Raw genomic sequence first — 15,192 nt, forward strand, 5'->3', positions numbered from 1 at the left:
GAGTATCGCAGAATGATATGACGAATGGCGATACCCCTGCCCGCACCCTTGCGGTCAGCGGCGTTCGAGCGCTGTGCGACAGTGGAGAGATGCCGAATCGTCTTGCGGCTTCCACGAGCCCCTATCTGCTGCAGCACGCCGACAATCCGGTCGATTGGTGGCCGTGGACTGCCCAGGCGCTGGCCGAGGCGGTACGCCGGGAGGTGCCGATCTTCTTGTCGGTGGGGTACGCCGCCTGCCACTGGTGCCATGTGATGGCGCACGAGTCGTTCGAGGACCCGGCGGTCGCGGAGCTGCTCAACGGCAACTTCGTGAACATCAAGGTGGATCGCGAGGAACGCCCCGATATCGACGCGATCTACATGAACGCGACCACCGCGATGACCGGGCAGGGCGGTTGGCCGATGTCGGTTTTCCTCACCCCACAAGGAAAACCGTTCTATGCCGGCACCTACTTCCCGCCGCGCCCCGCGCACGGCCGGCCGTCGTTCACCCAGCTGGTGACCGCGATCGCCGACGCCTGGCGGGACCGACGGGAGGAGGTCACCGCCTCCGGAGACCACATCGCCGGGGAGCTCGCCCGGTTGACGAACCGGCAGCCGGCACAGACGTCGGTCGACCTGCTCGATGTGGAGGAGAAGGCGCTCGCCGACTTCGACGAGGTGCACGGCGGGTTCGGCGGAGCGCCCAAGTTCCCGCCGACGTTGCTGCTCGACGGCCTGCTCGCCCATGACATCGATGAGGCGCACGACGCCGCCATCCAGACCTTGGATGCGATGACCCGTGGTGGGATCCACGACCAGCTGGGCGGCGGATTCGCCCGCTACAGCGTGGATTCCGGCTGGGTGGTGCCGCACTTCGAGAAGATGCTCTACGACAACGCGCTGCTGCTCGGCACCCTGGCCCGGACCTGGGGGAGCGACCAGCGCCCACGCCATGCCCGCACCGTCCGCCGGTTGGTCGAGTGGCTGTTCCGCGAGATGCGTACGCCCCAGGGGGCCTTCGCCGCCTCGCTGGACGCCGACAGTCTGGACGCCAGCGGCAGGCCGACCGAGGGCGCCTTCTATGTCTGGAACCGCGACCAGCTCGTCGAGGTGCTCGGGCCCGAGGACGCCGAGGTGGCCGCTGCGGCGTACACGGTCACCGACGAGGGCACCTTCGACGAGGGATTCTCAACCCTGCAGGACATCGCGGGCGCCGACCCCGATCGGCTGGAGCCGATCCGACAGCGTCTGCTCGCCGCCCGCGACCGGCGACCGCGCCCGGCACGCGATGACAAGGTGGTGGCGGCCTGGAACGGTTGGCTGATCGATTCGCTGACCACCGCCGCGATGATCTTCGCCGAACCGGAGTGGCTGGCCGCGGCCGAGACGGCCGCCCAGCACCTCTGGGACACCCACCTGGTCGATGGCCGGCTGCGGCGTACCTCCCGCGACGGACGGGTCGGTGACGCCCCCGCGGTGCTGGAGGACCACGCCGCGCTCGCCCTCGGCTTCCTGCGGCTGGCAGCCGCCACCGGGTCGGGGGAGTGGCTGGGTCGCGGGGAATTCCTGCTGGGGTTGATCGAGGAGCACTTCACCGCCGGCGACGGTGGCTGGTACGACACCGCTGACGATGCCGAGGAGTTGTTCGCCCGGCCCCGCGAACTCACCGACAATGTCACGCCCTCCGGCACCAGCACCGCGGTCATCGCGCTGCGGGTGCTCGGCCGACTGACCGGTGAGGGGAAGTACGCCGAACGCGCCGACCGGGCGCGGGCCACCCTCGACCCGATCCTCACCGCCGCACCCCGATTCGCCGGCTGGGCGTTGCTGGATCACACCTCGCAGGAACACGGTGCGCCGGCGGAGATCGCCGTCATCGGTGACCTGCCCGAGCTGCTGCAACAGGCCTGGCAGGTCGCCCCGCCCGGTTCGGTCGTGGTCGCCGGAAACCCCGGGGACACACAGATTCCGCTGCTCGCCGACCGCTCGACCGAGGGTGCCTATGTGTGCCGCGACTTCATCTGCCAGCGGCCGGTGACGGAGTTCTCGGACCTGATGCTGGCCCTGCGGCCACCGACCCGGCGCGAGTGATCGCTACCGGAACGTCGCCAGCGCGATCGCCGCGTAATGGCACGCCGAACCCAGGATGGTGAACGAGTGGAAGATCTCGTGGAAGCCGAACCAGCGCGGTGAGGGATCGGGACGCTTGCGGCCGTAGACCAGCGCGCCCAGCGAATAGCACAACCCGCCCGCGACGATCAGGCTGAAGATCAGCGGCCCGCCGTTGGCCCAGAACTGGTTCAGCCACCCGACCGCGGCCCAGCCCATCACCAGATAGAGCACGGTGTAGAGCCAGCGCGGCGCCGAGAGCCAGAGCACCCGGAACAGCAGCCCCAGCACCCCGGCCACCCAGACCACGGTGAGCAGCAGCACCCGGGAGCGGCCCTGCAGCAGCAACAGTGCCAGCGGGGTGTAGGTGGCGGCGATGAAGACGAAGATGTTGGAGTGGTCCATCCGGCGCAGCACCGCGTTCGCGCGATCGCTCCAGGTGAAGCGGTGATAGATCGCGGAGGTGCCGAACAGCAGCAGCGATCCGGCCAGGAACACCGCGCCGCCGATCTTGCCGTTCGTCGTCGGTGCGCCGATCACCAGGATCAGGCCGCCGATCAGGGCGAGTGGCGTCCAACCGGCGTGCAGCCAGCCCCGCAGCTTGGGTTTGAGGGGGCGTACCGCGTCGGCGACCTGGTCGGGCAGTGATTCAGTCGGCATGGTGTCGACCTCCCTCCGGCAGTGATTCGAACCTACCTACGAAGCCGTAAGTTACTGCTCCGTAGGTAGCGTAGCTCATTGTCCGTACCGGCGCTCCCGCTGGGCGTACGCCCGCAGGGCCCGCATGAAGTCGACCCGCCGGAAATCCGGCCAGAGCGCCTCATGGAAATAGAACTCGCTGTGCGCGGACTGCCAGATCAAGAAGCCCGAGATGCGTTGTTCCCCGGAGGTGCGGATCACCAGATCCGGGTCGGGCTGACCGGCGGTGTAGAGGTGCCGGGCGATGTCCTCGACATCGACGGTCTCGGCCAGCTCCGCCAGCGTGGTACCGCGCTCGGCCTCGGCCGCCAGCAATGAGCGGACCGCGTCGCGCAGCTCGTGCCGGCCGCCGTAGGAGACGGCGACGTTGACGTGCATCCCGGTCCTGTCCCGGGTCTGTTCCTCGACCTCGCGCAACCGGGCCGCGGTGGGCTCGGGCAGCAGATCGAGGGCGCCGACGGGTTTGATCGGCCAGCGGCCGGTGGCGGCGAGATCGTCCACCATCTGCTCGATCACACCGAGCAGGGGAGCCACCTCGTCACCGTCGGCGCGCTTGAAGTTGTCGGTGGAGAGCACCCACAGGGTGACCACCTCGATCCCGGCGTCATCACACCAGCGAACGAATTCCTCCAGCTTCGCCGCACCCGCCCGATAACCCACCACCAATGGCTGATCGGGGGCGTTCAACCGGGCCCAACGCCGGTTCCCGTCCGCCATCACCGCCACATGTTTGGGCAGTTGGTCGGGTGACAACTCCGCCATCAACCGCTGCTCATAGGACCTGTAGAGGAGCCCCGAAGGGTGCAGCCGGTCCAGCAGCTCGCGCAGCCGGTCGGTTCGTGCCATGAGAGGCAGACTATCCAGATCATCCGGTTCGCGGATCGGACCCGGGTCGCCGGTCACCACCCGGGGAACTGCCGCCCAGGTGGTATGCCGGGTGTCCGGTGAACGCGATCCGAACTCTTGGTGACGCCGACACGCTCACCATCGCGCCTGCCGGGAAACGGGGCGAGCATCAACTACTTTCGAGGCAACGGACGGTGGGGAAGCCGTTCGCGACCGGAGGACTCGTCCATGCATGGTCCTGCTCGATCGAGCGTGACCCGCGGGCCCGCACCAGGCCCTGAGGCCCCCCGGCCAGCCACCTGACACACGGTGGGGCCGGGCGAAGGTGACGCGCGGTCCCACGGGAAGAAGCGATCGTGCCCCAGACCGAACGCCGCACCTACGTCATCGACACCTCCGTCCTGCTCAGCGATCCGCATGCGATGCGCCGTTTCGCCGAACACGATGTGGTGCTCCCGGTCGTGGTGATCACCGAGCTCGAGGCGAAACGGCACCACCCCGAGCTCGGCTACTTCGCCCGGACCGCGCTGCGTCACCTCGACGACCTGCGGGTCACCCACGGCCGGCTGGACGCCCCGGTACCGGCCAATGACGAGGGCGGCACCATCCACGTCGAGCTCAACCACAGCGATCCCACCGTGCTGCCCTCGGGGTTCCGGCTCGGCGACAACGACAGCCGGATCCTCGCCGTCGCGCTGAACTTCCGCACCGAGGGGCGCGAGGTGGTGCTGGTCTCCAAGGATCTGCCGATGCGGGTCAAGGCGTCGGCGGTCGGACTGACCGCCGAGGAGTACCGCGCCGACGGGGTGATCGAGACCGGTTACACCGGGATGGTCGAGCTCGACGTGGCGCCCACCGTGCTGGACCAGCTCTACGAGTCCGGGGTCGTCGACATCGACGAGGCCCGCGACCTGCCCTGCAACACCGGGGTGGTGCTGCTGGGTGCCGGTTCGTCGGCGCTGGGTCGGGTCACCGACGGCAAGCAGGTACGCCTGGTGCGGGGCGATCGCGAGGTGTTCGGGCTGCACGGCCGATCCGCGGAGCAGCGGATCGCCCTGGACCTGCTGATGGACCAGTCGGTCGGAGTCGTCTCACTCGGCGGCCGGGCGGGTACCGGCAAGTCCGCGCTCGCGCTCTGCGCCGGACTCGAGGCGGTACTGGAACGCCGCCAACACTCCAAGGTGGTCGTCTTCCGGCCGCTGTTCGCGGTCGGCGGGCAGGAGCTCGGTTACCTGCCCGGTACCGAGAACGAGAAGATGATGCCCTGGGCCCAGGCGGTCTTCGACACCCTCGGCGCGGTGACCAACAAGAACGTGATCGACGAGGTGATCGACCGCGGGCTGCTCGAGGTGCTGCCGCTGACCCACATCCGCGGCCGTTCCCTGCACGACGCCTTCGTCATCGTCGATGAGGCGCAATCGCTGGAACGGGGTGTCCTGTTGACAGTGCTGAGCCGGATTGGGCAGGATTCCCGCGTTGTCCTCACCCACGACGTCGCCCAGCGCGACAACCTGCGGGTCGGTCGGCACGACGGCGTCGTCGCGGTGGTTGAGAAACTCAAAGGTCACCCCCTCTTTGGTCACGTCACCCTGAACCGCTCCGAGCGGTCGCCGATCGCTGCGCTCGTGACCGAGATGCTGGAGGACCAGGCCGTCTAGGCCCCCGTGTCGTGGCGGGGAGGGGTGAAAAACATGATCCCCCTCCCCGCCGCTCTGACTCTTCTGAACTGTCGGCTCGCGCCCGCGCGCCCGATCCCCGCTCTTCGGCTCAGTCGTCGAAATCCACGCGGCAATCTGGTTCCGGTCGGGTCCGTGACGCGGGGATTTCTCCTTGGTGAGCCTGCATCGCGGGGGCGCGCTTGCCGACGCTCGCCGACCTGGGAGGCGTACGCGCGCTCGGGCGTACAGCTCATCTCTTGGGGCCGAATGCCCAGTTGTCGCGCGAAACACTGGGCATAGTCCCTGACAAGTTCGGTTACCGGGGGTCAGTCGGTCGGTCGAGGGCGGTGCGGTGGCGGAGGGCGTTCTCGGCGTAATCGGTGGCGCCGTGGGGGAGGGCGGCGCGTTCGGCGTCGGTGAGCGGGCGGCGTGCCTTGGCCGGGACGCCGGCGACCAGCGAACCCGCCGGGATCTCGGCACCCTCCAGGACCACCGCGCCGCCGGCGACCAGGCACTCCTCGCCGATCACCGCGCCGTTCATGATCACCGCGCCCATCCCGATGACGCAGCGGTCACCGACGGTGCAGCCGTGCACCACCGCATTGTGGCCGATCGTCACGTCGGCACCGACGGTGCAGGGGTACGCCGGATCGGCGTGCATGGTGGCGTTGTCCTGCAGGTTGCTGCGCCGGCCCAGGGCGATCGGGGCCCGGTCCGCGCGGATCGTCGCGCCGTACCAGACAGAGGCCTCCGGTCCCAGCTCGGCCGCACCGATCACCCGGGCACCGGGCGCGACGAAGGCGCTGGGGTCGATCTGCGGGGTGTCACCGGCCAGGGTGAGGATCAGCGGTTCGTGGCTCATGGCGTCAGCATGCCAGCCACCGAACCGCCGCCGATTTCGTGCCCTTGCCCGGCTGGGCGAGAATGGGGCGGTGGCGAACAACCAGGCACGGGCGACGGCGGGGGACATGGTCCGCTCGCTGGCGGTGATCATGATCCCGATCCTGCTGATCACCTGGCTGCTCACCTCCGAGCCCAAGGACTACGAGGTCAAGCCGGTCGACTGGAAACCCCTGCTCGCCACCGCCCGCGCCGAGGCCGGCTGGCCGGTCCTCGCCCCGAGCGGGCTCCCCGATTCCGGCGCCAACGCCTGGATCGCGAACACCGCGAGCTGGACGCGTACCGGGCAGGCCACCGACGGCGGGCCCTCACCGCGCAACCAGTGGGAACTCGGCCTGCTCAGCCCGGACAAGGTGCACTACGCGCTGACCCAGGCCGACGGTGTCACCACCGACCTGGTCGCGCAGAAGTCCCGCGACGGCAAGCAGCTGGGTGGTGACGCGACGATCAACGGACGACCCTGGCAGCAGCTGGAATCGCCCGACGGGCGGACACGGACGCTGGTCCAGCGTGGCGAGAAGTCCACCGCGATCGTCTCCGCGGACACCGATTTCCTCACCCTGCAACAGTTTGCGCAGACCCTCAGCGACCGCTGAGCAACTCCTCCAGCTCCGCCACATCCTCGGCGACCGGCACCCCCACGCGCTCGGCCGGGCTGCCGTAACCCCAGCCCACCAGGATCGTCGGCATCCGGTGCACCGCGGCGCCCTCCACGTCATGACTGCGGTCACCGACCAGCACCGGATGCCGGGCCGCCACATCGGCGGCCCGTAGGTCGGCCAGCGCCCGGGCGATCACCGTCGACTTCGCCGCGCTCGCGGCGTCGTCCCCGGCGCCCTGCACCGCGGTGAACAGGTCGGTCATCCCGTGCAGTTGCAGCAGCCGCTGGGCGGCCGTCCGCTGCTTGGAGGTCGCCAGCGCCAGCGGTACGCCCCGGCGGTGCAGGCGGCGGACCAGGCCGACCACCGGCTCGAACACCGGGGTCGCCGGCATCAGCTCGGCGTACCGGGCCCGATAGTCACGAACGATCGCATCGATCACCTCGGGCGACTCGCCGGTGACCTCGGCGAAGGTGAACCACAGCGGCGGCCCGACATAGGGCCGCAGCGACTCCTCGGTGCGCGGATATCCGTAATGGGCAAGGGTTTCCGCCATCGCCCGGCAGATGATCGGGGCGGAGTCGATCAGCGTGCCGTCCAGATCGAACAGCACCGCGTCATAACCCTCGCTCACTCGGTCTCCCCGGCCGCCTCGCCACCGCTGTCCCGGTCGGCGCGGGCCTGCTCGATCCGCTCCCGGGCGCCGTCCAGCCACCGCTGACAGGTGTCCGCGAGCCGCTCACCGCGCTCCCACAGCTGCAGTGACTCGGCCAACGAGACCCCGCCGGCCTCCAGCTTCTGCACCACCTGGACCAGTTCCTCACGGGCCGCCTCGTAACTCAGCTCGCCCTCGGACCTGCCGCCCTCGTCCGTGCCCATCTCACTCATCGCCACTCATCCGTTCCTCATTGGTCTGCACCTCGCGCACCTCGACGATCAACTGCCCATCGGCCAGATAGACCTGCAGATCGTCACCCTCGTCCACCTCGGTCGCCGAGGTGACCCCGTCGCCCGCGCCGTCGGCCAGGATCGCGTACCCCCGCTCCAGGGTGCGCCGCGGGGACATCGCCACCGCCCGCTCCCGGGCGTGCTGGATCGCGGTGCGTTCCCGGCTGAGCAGCTGATCCACCGCCCGGTCCAACCGCCAGCGCTGCTGGGTCAGCTGGTCGCGCTCCCGGTCGAAGGCATAGAGCGGGTTGGCCAGCGCGGGCCGGCTGCGGTACTGATCCAGATGCCGCTGCTCCGCCTGCACCTGCGCGATCACCGCCCGCTCGATCCGCTGCCGCGCCTGGCCGATCCGGTCCAGTTCCTCGCGGACATCGGGCACCACGCGCTTGGCCGCGTCGGTCGGGGTGGAGGCGCGCAGGTCGGCCACCAGGTCGAGGATCGGGGTGTCGGTCTCGTGGCCGATCGCGGAGACCACCGGGGTCCGCGCCGCGAACACCGTGCGGATCAGGTGCTCATCGGAGAACGGGAGCAGATCCTCCAGCGAACCCCCGCCGCGGGCCACGATGATCACCTGCACGTGGGCCAGGCCGTCCAGCTCGACGACCGCGGCCGCGACCTGCTCGGCGGCCCGGTCACCCTGGACCAGGGCGTGCCGGACCTCGATCATCGCCGCCGGCCAGCGATTGCGGACGTTCTCGAAGACATCCCGCTCGGCCGCCGAGTCGGCGCCGGTGACCAGCCCGATCGCGCGCGGCAGGAACGGCAACCGGGCCTTGCGGGCCGGGTCGAAGAGACCCTCGGCGGCGAGCAGCTGCTTGCGCTGCTCGAGCTGGGCCAGCAACCGGCCGGCGCCACTGGGTCGCAACTCGCGGCAGCCGAAACTCAGCGAACCGTTGCGTGGGTTGAGAAAGGGCCGCACCAGCGCGACCACGGTCATCCCCTCGCTGACCGGGCCGGCCTCGGTCAGCACGTCATCGGGGATCGCCACGGTCGCTGACATCTCGGCGAGTCGATCGCGCAGTGTCAGATAGTGCCATTTGGCACCGGTGCGCCGTTTCAGCTCGATCAACTGTCCCTCGACCCACTGCTCACCCAGTCGCTCCACCCACTGCTTGGTGGCGGCGACGATCCGGCCCAGCGGCAGCGGCTCGGTCGGGGATGAGGTCATCGGCACGCTGCCACCCTATGGGGAACCGCCGACAACACCGCGGATCTCCTCGCCCGCAACCCTCGACCGGGCTAGAGTCCCGCCGAACGGCCCGGGGTGCGAGGGGAGAGCAATGACGACCTGCCCACGATGTGGTGCGGTGAAACCGGCAGGCGTCGATGTCTGCATCTGGTGCGCGGCCGAGCTGGGTCGCAATGTGCGGCCGGGCAGCGCGTACGCCGAAGGCTTCAGCTATTCCGGGCCGGGACTGGGCCCCCGCTGGTACCCCGACGGCAGCACCGGTCCCGGTGTCCGACCCGCGGGGCCGAACGGGGAACCGCCGCTGCCGCCGCCCGCACCGGGGCGGTCCAGCGGGCCCGCACCGGGGCGGTCCGGCGGCACACCGCCGCCACCCGGGCGTACCGGTCGCACGGCGTGGCCGTGGGTGCTCGCCGCGGTGCTGGCCGTGGTCGTCACGCTCGCAGTGCTCTTCGCCTTCGGGGTCCTGCGGCTGCCCCCGCGTGCCGATCCGGGTCCCGCACCCGCACCGACCGCACCCACTGCGCCCGCCGGCACACCGACCCCGGTCGCCGATACGGCCGGTGCCGACATCAACCCCGCCGACCCGGCTTCGCTGCGGGAGGGCAGTACCCTGCGGCTGGCCGGGGTGCCGATGCCCGCCGACACCCTCGATCCCTTCGATCCAGAGGGTTATGTCGTACCCAGCACCCGCGATTTCGACCTGGTCCGCGCCACCTTCCCGGTCTTCGTGCGGTTCGACCCGCGGGGCCGACCGTCCTGGGATCCCGCCTATGTCACCGGGGCGGAGGTGCTCTCCACCGAGCCCACCCGGATCCGGCTGACCCTCAACCCGGCGGCCGTCTGGGGTGACGGGACCCCGTTGCAGGCGGCGGACGTGGCGGCTGTCTGGCGTCGCTGCAGTTCGGCGGATCGCTGCGGAGTCAGCCACGTCTGGTCGGGGGTCGCCGACGTCCGGCAGGGAGCGGACCCGCAGATCGTCGAGGTCGACTACCGGGCCGCCGACGGTGAATGGCAACGGCCCTTCGCCTACGTGTCGGCGATGCCGGAGGCGGCGATGGCGGCCGACGCCGATTGGTCGAAGCCAGCGGAGGCCTGGCAGGCCGGCCCGTATCGGGTGCAGGAGGCCGCGCTGTCCGGCAGCCGGCGCAATGTCACCCTGGTGGCCAACGACCGGTGGTGGGGGACCCCGCCCCGCTCGACCAGGATCCTGGTCACCTCTGACGACGATGCCGGTGAGGTGATGGCCACCGGACGGGCCGATGTGGCGCTGTTCGACTCCGCGTCCGGCTATCAGACCGCCCGCCGCGGCGGCGGCGAGACCCGGCTCGCGCCATCGAGCGTACGCCGTCAGCTGCTGCAGAATCCGCGGATCGAACCATCGGTACGCCGCGCCGTCCAACTCGCCCTGGATCGGCCGGCCCTGACCCGGATGGCCACCAGCGGACTGCCCGAACCGGTGCCGCTGGACAATACGGTGCTGCTCACCAACCAGCCCGGTTACCTCGCGCAGAGCCCCGCCCGCGATCTCGACGCCGCCCGCCGGATGCTGGACGAGGCCGGCTGGGTGAGTCAGGACAACAGCATTCGCCGACGCGGCACCGATCAGCTCCGATTGACGATGATCACCACCGACAGCCGTGCGCCCTTCAGCGCCGAGATGCCCGTGGAACTGAGGAAGCAGCTCCTCGAGATCGGGATCGATGTCCGGGTGGAGCGGATCCCGTTCGCCGAGACCACCAAGCGGCTGCAGACGGGCGATTACGACCTCTTCGCGCACGGCTGGTTCGACGACCAGTTCCCCGCCGCGACCGCCCAGGGCCTCTACGGCAGCACCGGCTATGACAAGACCGCCGTCGCCGACCCGTCGGTGGCCACACTGCTGGATCGGGCCCGCGCCGCACCGGACGGGGCCACCCGTGCGCAGCTGCTCAACGAGGCGGACGTCCTGCTGCAGCGGGACGCGAGCATCGTGCCGCTCTATCAGGAGCAGCAGATCGTCATCGCGAAACCGACCGTGGCCAACTACGGGGCCTTCGGGCTGGGTTCGGTCGACTGGGTCCGCGTCGGGCTGCGGTCCTGACGCTCAGCGCGCCGCCGCCGGCCTGCTCGATGACCGAGGTGCCGGGAGCTGCACCCCGGTACCGGCCGGCACCTAGACTGGGCGCCATGACTGAGCAGCAGACGGACCCCACCCGCCGCGTCGTGGTGGCCGCCCCGCGGGGTTATTGCGCGGGCGTCGACCGCGCCGTGATCACCGTGGAGAAGGCGCTGGACCACTACGGGCCGCCGGTCTATGTGCGCAAGCAGATCGTGCACAACAAGCATGTGGTGGAGACGCTGACCGAGCGCGGTGCGATCTTCGTCGACGAACTCGCCGAGGTTCCCGAGGGGTCGATCACCGTCTTCTCCGCACACGGGGTCTCGCCGATGGTGCACGCGGAGGCGCGGACCCGGCACCTGCAGACCATCGACGCCACCTGCCCGCTGGTCACCAAGGTGCACCACGAGGCGAAGCGGTTCGCCCGCGACGACCTGCAGATCCTGCTGATCGGCCATGCCGGTCACGAGGAGGTCGAGGGCACCTCCGGTGAGGCACCGGAGAACATCATCCTGGTAGAGTCGCCCGAGGACGTGGACGGTGTCGAGGTCCGCGATCCCGACAAGGTCGCCTGGCTCTCCCAGACCACGCTCAGTGTCGACGAGACGATGGCGACGGTACGCCGGCTGCGGGAGAAGTTCCCCAATCTGATCGACCCGCCGAGCGATGACATCTGCTACGCCACCAGCAACCGGCAGGCGGCGGTCAAGCAGATCGCCGCGCACTCGGATCTGGTGATCGTGGTCGGTTCGGCGAACTCGTCGAATTCGGTACGCCTGGTCGAGGTCGCCCTGGAGGCCGGTGCGAAGGCCGCCCACCGGGTCGACACCGCCGCCGAGGTCGACGAGGCCTGGCTCGAGGGGGTGTCCTCGGTCGGTGTCACCTCCGGCGCCTCGGTACCGGATGTGCTGGTGCAGGGAGTGCTGGAACTGCTGGAGAGCAAGGGATTCCCGAAGGCGGAGGAGGAGCGGCTGACCGAGGAGAGCCTGGTCTTCGCCCTGCCGCCGGAACTGCGCAAGGCCGTCGGCGCGAAGTCGCGGGCCTGAGATGACCGAGCGGGTCGTCGTCGTCACCGGGGCGGGCTCCGGGATCGGGCGGACCGTCGCGGCGGACCTGCTGGGTCGGGGCCATACCGTGGTGCTGGCCGGCCGACGCGCCGAAGCGCTCAACGAGACCGTCGCCGGAGTGGAGAGCGCCGCGGAGCGCGCGCTCGCCGTGCCGACCGATGTCACCGACCCGAGCCAGGTCGCCCGGTTGTTCGCCAGCGTCGAGGAGGCCTTCGGCCGCTGCGACGTGTTGTTCAACAATGCCGGCAGCTTCGGCCCGCCCGGTGCGGTCGATGAGATCTCGGCGGCCGACTGGGACGAGATCTGGAAGGTCAACGTGTCCGGTCCGGTGTTCTGCGCGGGGGCCGCGGTACGCCTGATGCGGCGCACCGGCGGCGGCCGGATCATCAACAATGCTTCGATCTCCGCCCATGTGCCGAGGCCTCAGTCGGTGGCCTACACCACCACCAAACACGCGATCACCGGGCTCACCCGCTCGATCACGCTGGACGGGCGGGCCGACAACATCTCCGCCACTCGGCTCGACATCGGCAACGCCGCGACCGCGATGACCAGTGGCATGGTGCAGGCGCTGCAGCCCGACGGGAGCCGGCGCGCCGAGCCCACCTTCGACCCCGCCCACGTCGCCACCCTGATCGCCGATCTGGTCGCCCTGCCCTTCGAGGTCGCGGTACCCGAGTTGATGGTGATGGCCAACGGCATGCCCTTCGCCGGCCGCGGCTGAGCGTTCATCGAGTAGGTCGCGCAGCGACCGGTACGCACGTTCATCGAGTAGGTCGCGCAGCGACCGTGTCGAGATGAACCCAGAACCTTTCTCAAACCTCTTGCCTTATTCGAACACAATGACTAATGTTGGATATAGCAGATGAGAGGAGGTGACCAAAGATGACCACCACCGAGCGAGCCGAAGTGTTCGCAGCGATCCGCGCCGAAAGCGAGACCATCGCCCAGGCCGAAGCACGCCGGCTCGTTGCGATCGCCGCCGCCTGCGACACCTACTCCGGGTTGAACACCCACACCGACGAACTCACCGCCAGGGTCCTCCACGGTGAACAACTCGTGTTCCCCGGCGCGGACGGCACGCCCGGCATCACCGAGTTCTTCCACCTCGAGTTGGCGATGTCACTGGGCTGTTCACCGGAGACCGCACAGGTCTGGACCGCCGACGTATTGAATCTGCGGCATCGGCATCCGATCCTGTGGCAGGCCACCCTCGACTGCGACATTCCCGTCTGGGTCGCCCGCGATGTCTCCCGGGCGGCGTTGCAGCTGTCGTTCACCCAGGCGCGCGAGTTCGACTCCCTCTGGTCACTCCGCCTGGTCAACCTCACCCCGAAACGCGCGGTCGCGACGACCGAGGCTCAGGTCGCGTTGATGCTCAACGATGATAAGGAAGCCGAACGCCAGGCCGCGAAGAAGCACCGTCGCGTGGAGTTCACCCCGAGCAGGACCATCGCCGGGATCACCGACCTCTACGCCAACCTCGACGCGGGTGACGCGGCCCAGTTGAACGGGACGCTCGATCGGCTCGCCGACGTGCTGAAAGCCGGTGGCTCGGCGGCCTCCCGTGACGAGCTCCGCGCCGAAGCCCTGGGTCACCTGGCTCACCCGGAACGGGCCCGGCAGCTGCTGCAGCCCTCGCTGTTCGACGGGGCGACGGTCACCCCTGGTGGTGATGTGGTCAACAAGCACGGGGAGATCGTCACGGCCACCTCGGAGCGGTGCCGGCATGGCGCGGAGCTGATCCTGCACATGAACTCCCGCGACCTGGCCAATGGTCGCGGTGGTGAAGGCGAAGCGCTCGGACCGGTCACCCTGCAGCACTTGAAAGAACTGCTGGAACGCTGCGCTGGCACCGTTCGTGTGCGGCCGGTGATCGATCTGGCCGCGCCGGTGATGGTGAACACCTACCGACCGTCGGATGAGTTGGCGCAGCGGGTCAAACTGCGCGACCGGTATGTGATGTTCCCCCGATCGAATCGCAGTGCGTTCGGCCGCGGGATCGACCTGGACCATACGGTTCCCGCCCCGGAGGGGCCGACCAGTTCGGGCAATCTGGGGCCGTTGAACCGGGCCTCGCATCGGGCACGAACCCATGCCGGATTCCGGGTCGAGCAACCCTCCCCGGGGGTGTTCCACTGGAAAACACCGGCCGGGCAGGAGGCCTGGGTCACCAGCTACGGCACCTGGGACCATCCCCCACCCGACCATCTGTTCAACGACCCCGCCGCCTCCCTGTCCCGGACCGAAAAACTTCTCTGGGAGACCCTGTGCAACGGGCGAACCCAGTTGGAGAAGGAACAGGCCGAAGCCGAACAAGCCGCCGACCAAGCCCGCGAACGCGAGCGACTCCGCCGCGCCCGCAAAGCCCAACGCCTCCGCGACCTTTCGGAATCCCAGCCTGCCCTGATTCCCAACCCGGGCTAGGTTTCCGCACGCTCATCGAGTAGCGCGGCATGCGCAGCGAAGCGGAGCAATGCCGAGCGTGTCGAGATGAGCAGCCCGCCTCGGGTTCCTCTCGACACAGTGAGGATGGTGGTGGGGGTCCGGTGGCCTTGGGGATGATGTCTTTGGGGTCTGGGTTGTTCGTTTGACCGATCTCGACACTGGCGCTGTTGGTTGGGTGCCTTGAACGCGACTTGTCGACGGCCGGCCCGCCGGGCCCCTCTTTCGGTTTGGATGGCCAGACCGGGCGGGTGTGACTTGATAGGACCTTGATCGGTGTCTCATCACTGTGGTGTCCGCCCGGCCTGGGAGGTCATCCCTCGATCCAGTTGTAGAGGGAGACATCACCCATGATGACCACCAACCATGCCACGCCTCAAGACCCGACCCCGGTGGTGGCCGGGGTCGATACTCATCAACGCACCCATCACGCGGTCGTGCTCACCGAGACCGGGGTGTTGTTGGCTGATCGGGAGTTCCCGGTCTCCCGCGCGGGTTATGCCGCGTTGGTGGACTGGGTCGCCGGCCACGGACCGATCACCGCGATCGGGGTCGAGTCGACCGGTTCGTATGGGGCCGGGTTGACGGTGCATCTGCTGGCGGCCGGGATCGAGGTGATCGAGGTCAACCGGCCCGATAAGACCACCCGG

General features: G+C 69.3%; 14 protein-coding genes. 8 read left to right on the forward strand and 6 right to left on the reverse strand.

The annotated features are described in order from the left end of the window. Window positions 1–89 precede the first annotated feature (89 nt). Window positions 90–2,075: a thioredoxin domain-containing protein gene (locus BI335_RS18015; protein WP_094432654.1), complete on the forward strand. Its 1,986-nt coding sequence runs from the start codon at window positions 90–92 to the stop codon at window positions 2,073–2,075. A 3-nt stretch (window positions 2,076–2,078) separates the two neighbouring features. Here the strand turns inward: BI335_RS18015 and trhA are convergent, their stop codons facing one another. Together trhA and BI335_RS18025 are read right to left on the reverse strand one after the other, a co-directional pair. Then, window positions 2,079–2,753 (reverse strand): PAQR family membrane homeostasis protein TrhA, encoded by a 675-nt coding sequence (trhA, locus tag BI335_RS18020; RefSeq protein ID WP_094405700.1) that lies wholly within the window; start codon window positions 2,751–2,753, stop codon window positions 2,079–2,081. Window positions 2,754–2,828: 75 nt separating this feature from the next. Then, a complete protein-coding gene (locus BI335_RS18025) occupies window positions 2,829–3,638 on the reverse strand; it encodes an isoprenyl transferase (RefSeq protein ID WP_094356051.1) in 810 nt (269 codons plus the stop codon). 356 nt (window positions 3,639–3,994) lie between these two features. Between BI335_RS18025 and BI335_RS18030 the strand changes: the two genes are divergently transcribed. Next, window positions 3,995–5,296 carry a PhoH family protein gene (locus BI335_RS18030; protein ID WP_324252398.1) on the forward strand — a complete coding sequence of 434 codons (1,302 nt, stop codon included), beginning with the start codon at window positions 3,995–3,997 and terminating at the stop codon, window positions 5,294–5,296. A 316-nt stretch (window positions 5,297–5,612) separates the two neighbouring features. Here the strand turns inward: BI335_RS18030 and BI335_RS18035 are convergent, their stop codons facing one another. Next, a complete protein-coding gene (locus tag BI335_RS18035) occupies window positions 5,613–6,158 on the reverse strand; it encodes a gamma carbonic anhydrase family protein (RefSeq protein WP_094432656.1) in 546 nt (181 codons plus the stop codon). A 70-nt stretch (window positions 6,159–6,228) separates the two neighbouring features. On the opposite strand from BI335_RS18035, the gene BI335_RS18040 reads away from it, so the two are divergent. Beyond that, window positions 6,229–6,792: a DUF4245 domain-containing protein gene (locus BI335_RS18040; RefSeq protein ID WP_166646891.1), complete on the forward strand. Its 564-nt coding sequence runs from the start codon at window positions 6,229–6,231 to the stop codon at window positions 6,790–6,792. On the opposite strand, the gene BI335_RS18045 is transcribed toward BI335_RS18040, so the two are convergent. From BI335_RS18045 to xseA, 3 genes are read right to left on the reverse strand one after another with little or no spacing between them, the layout of a single operon-like run. Beyond that, on the reverse strand, window positions 6,779–7,429 hold the full coding sequence (locus BI335_RS18045) for an HAD family hydrolase (protein ID WP_172421943.1): 651 nt from the start codon (window positions 7,427–7,429) through the stop codon (window positions 6,779–6,781). The two genes, BI335_RS18040 and BI335_RS18045, sit on opposite strands and share 14 nt — an antisense overlap. Then, window positions 7,426–7,674 (reverse strand): exodeoxyribonuclease VII small subunit, encoded by a 249-nt coding sequence (locus tag BI335_RS18050; RefSeq protein ID WP_094400341.1) that lies wholly within the window; start codon window positions 7,672–7,674, stop codon window positions 7,426–7,428. The genes BI335_RS18045 and BI335_RS18050 overlap by 4 nt, the downstream gene beginning before the upstream one ends. Window position 7,675: 1 nt before the next feature. After that, window positions 7,676–8,911, reverse strand: coding sequence for an exodeoxyribonuclease VII large subunit (xseA, locus tag BI335_RS18055; protein WP_094432660.1), 1,236 nt, complete (start codon window positions 8,909–8,911; stop codon window positions 7,676–7,678). A gap of 139 nt (window positions 8,912–9,050) precedes the next feature. Between xseA and BI335_RS18060 the strand changes: the two genes are divergently transcribed. From BI335_RS18060 to BI335_RS18080, 5 genes are all read left to right on the forward strand, one after another. After that, on the forward strand, window positions 9,051–11,012 hold the full coding sequence (locus tag BI335_RS18060; protein WP_144009144.1) for an ABC transporter substrate-binding protein: 1,962 nt from the start codon (window positions 9,051–9,053) through the stop codon (window positions 11,010–11,012). Window positions 11,013–11,098: 86 nt separating this feature from the next. After that, the gene (locus BI335_RS18065; RefSeq protein ID WP_094356062.1) at window positions 11,099–12,076 is read left to right on the forward strand and encodes a 4-hydroxy-3-methylbut-2-enyl diphosphate reductase; all 978 of its coding nucleotides are present in this window, start codon (window positions 11,099–11,101) and stop codon (window positions 12,074–12,076) included. A gap of 1 nt (window position 12,077) precedes the next feature. Further along, a complete protein-coding gene (locus tag BI335_RS18070) occupies window positions 12,078–12,821 on the forward strand; it encodes an SDR family oxidoreductase (RefSeq protein ID WP_094356063.1) in 744 nt (247 codons plus the stop codon). 161 nt (window positions 12,822–12,982) lie between these two features. Beyond that, on the forward strand, window positions 12,983–14,524 hold the full coding sequence (locus BI335_RS18075; RefSeq protein WP_094432665.1) for a hypothetical protein: 1,542 nt from the start codon (window positions 12,983–12,985) through the stop codon (window positions 14,522–14,524). 368 nt (window positions 14,525–14,892) lie between these two features. Further along, a partial coding sequence (locus tag BI335_RS18080) for an IS110 family transposase (protein ID WP_144009081.1) occupies window positions 14,893–15,192 on the forward strand: 300 nt, incomplete at its 3' end.

Source organism: Enemella evansiae (genome assembly GCF_002250705.1).
Taxonomy (GTDB): domain Bacteria; phylum Actinomycetota; class Actinomycetes; order Propionibacteriales; family Propionibacteriaceae; genus Enemella; species Enemella evansiae.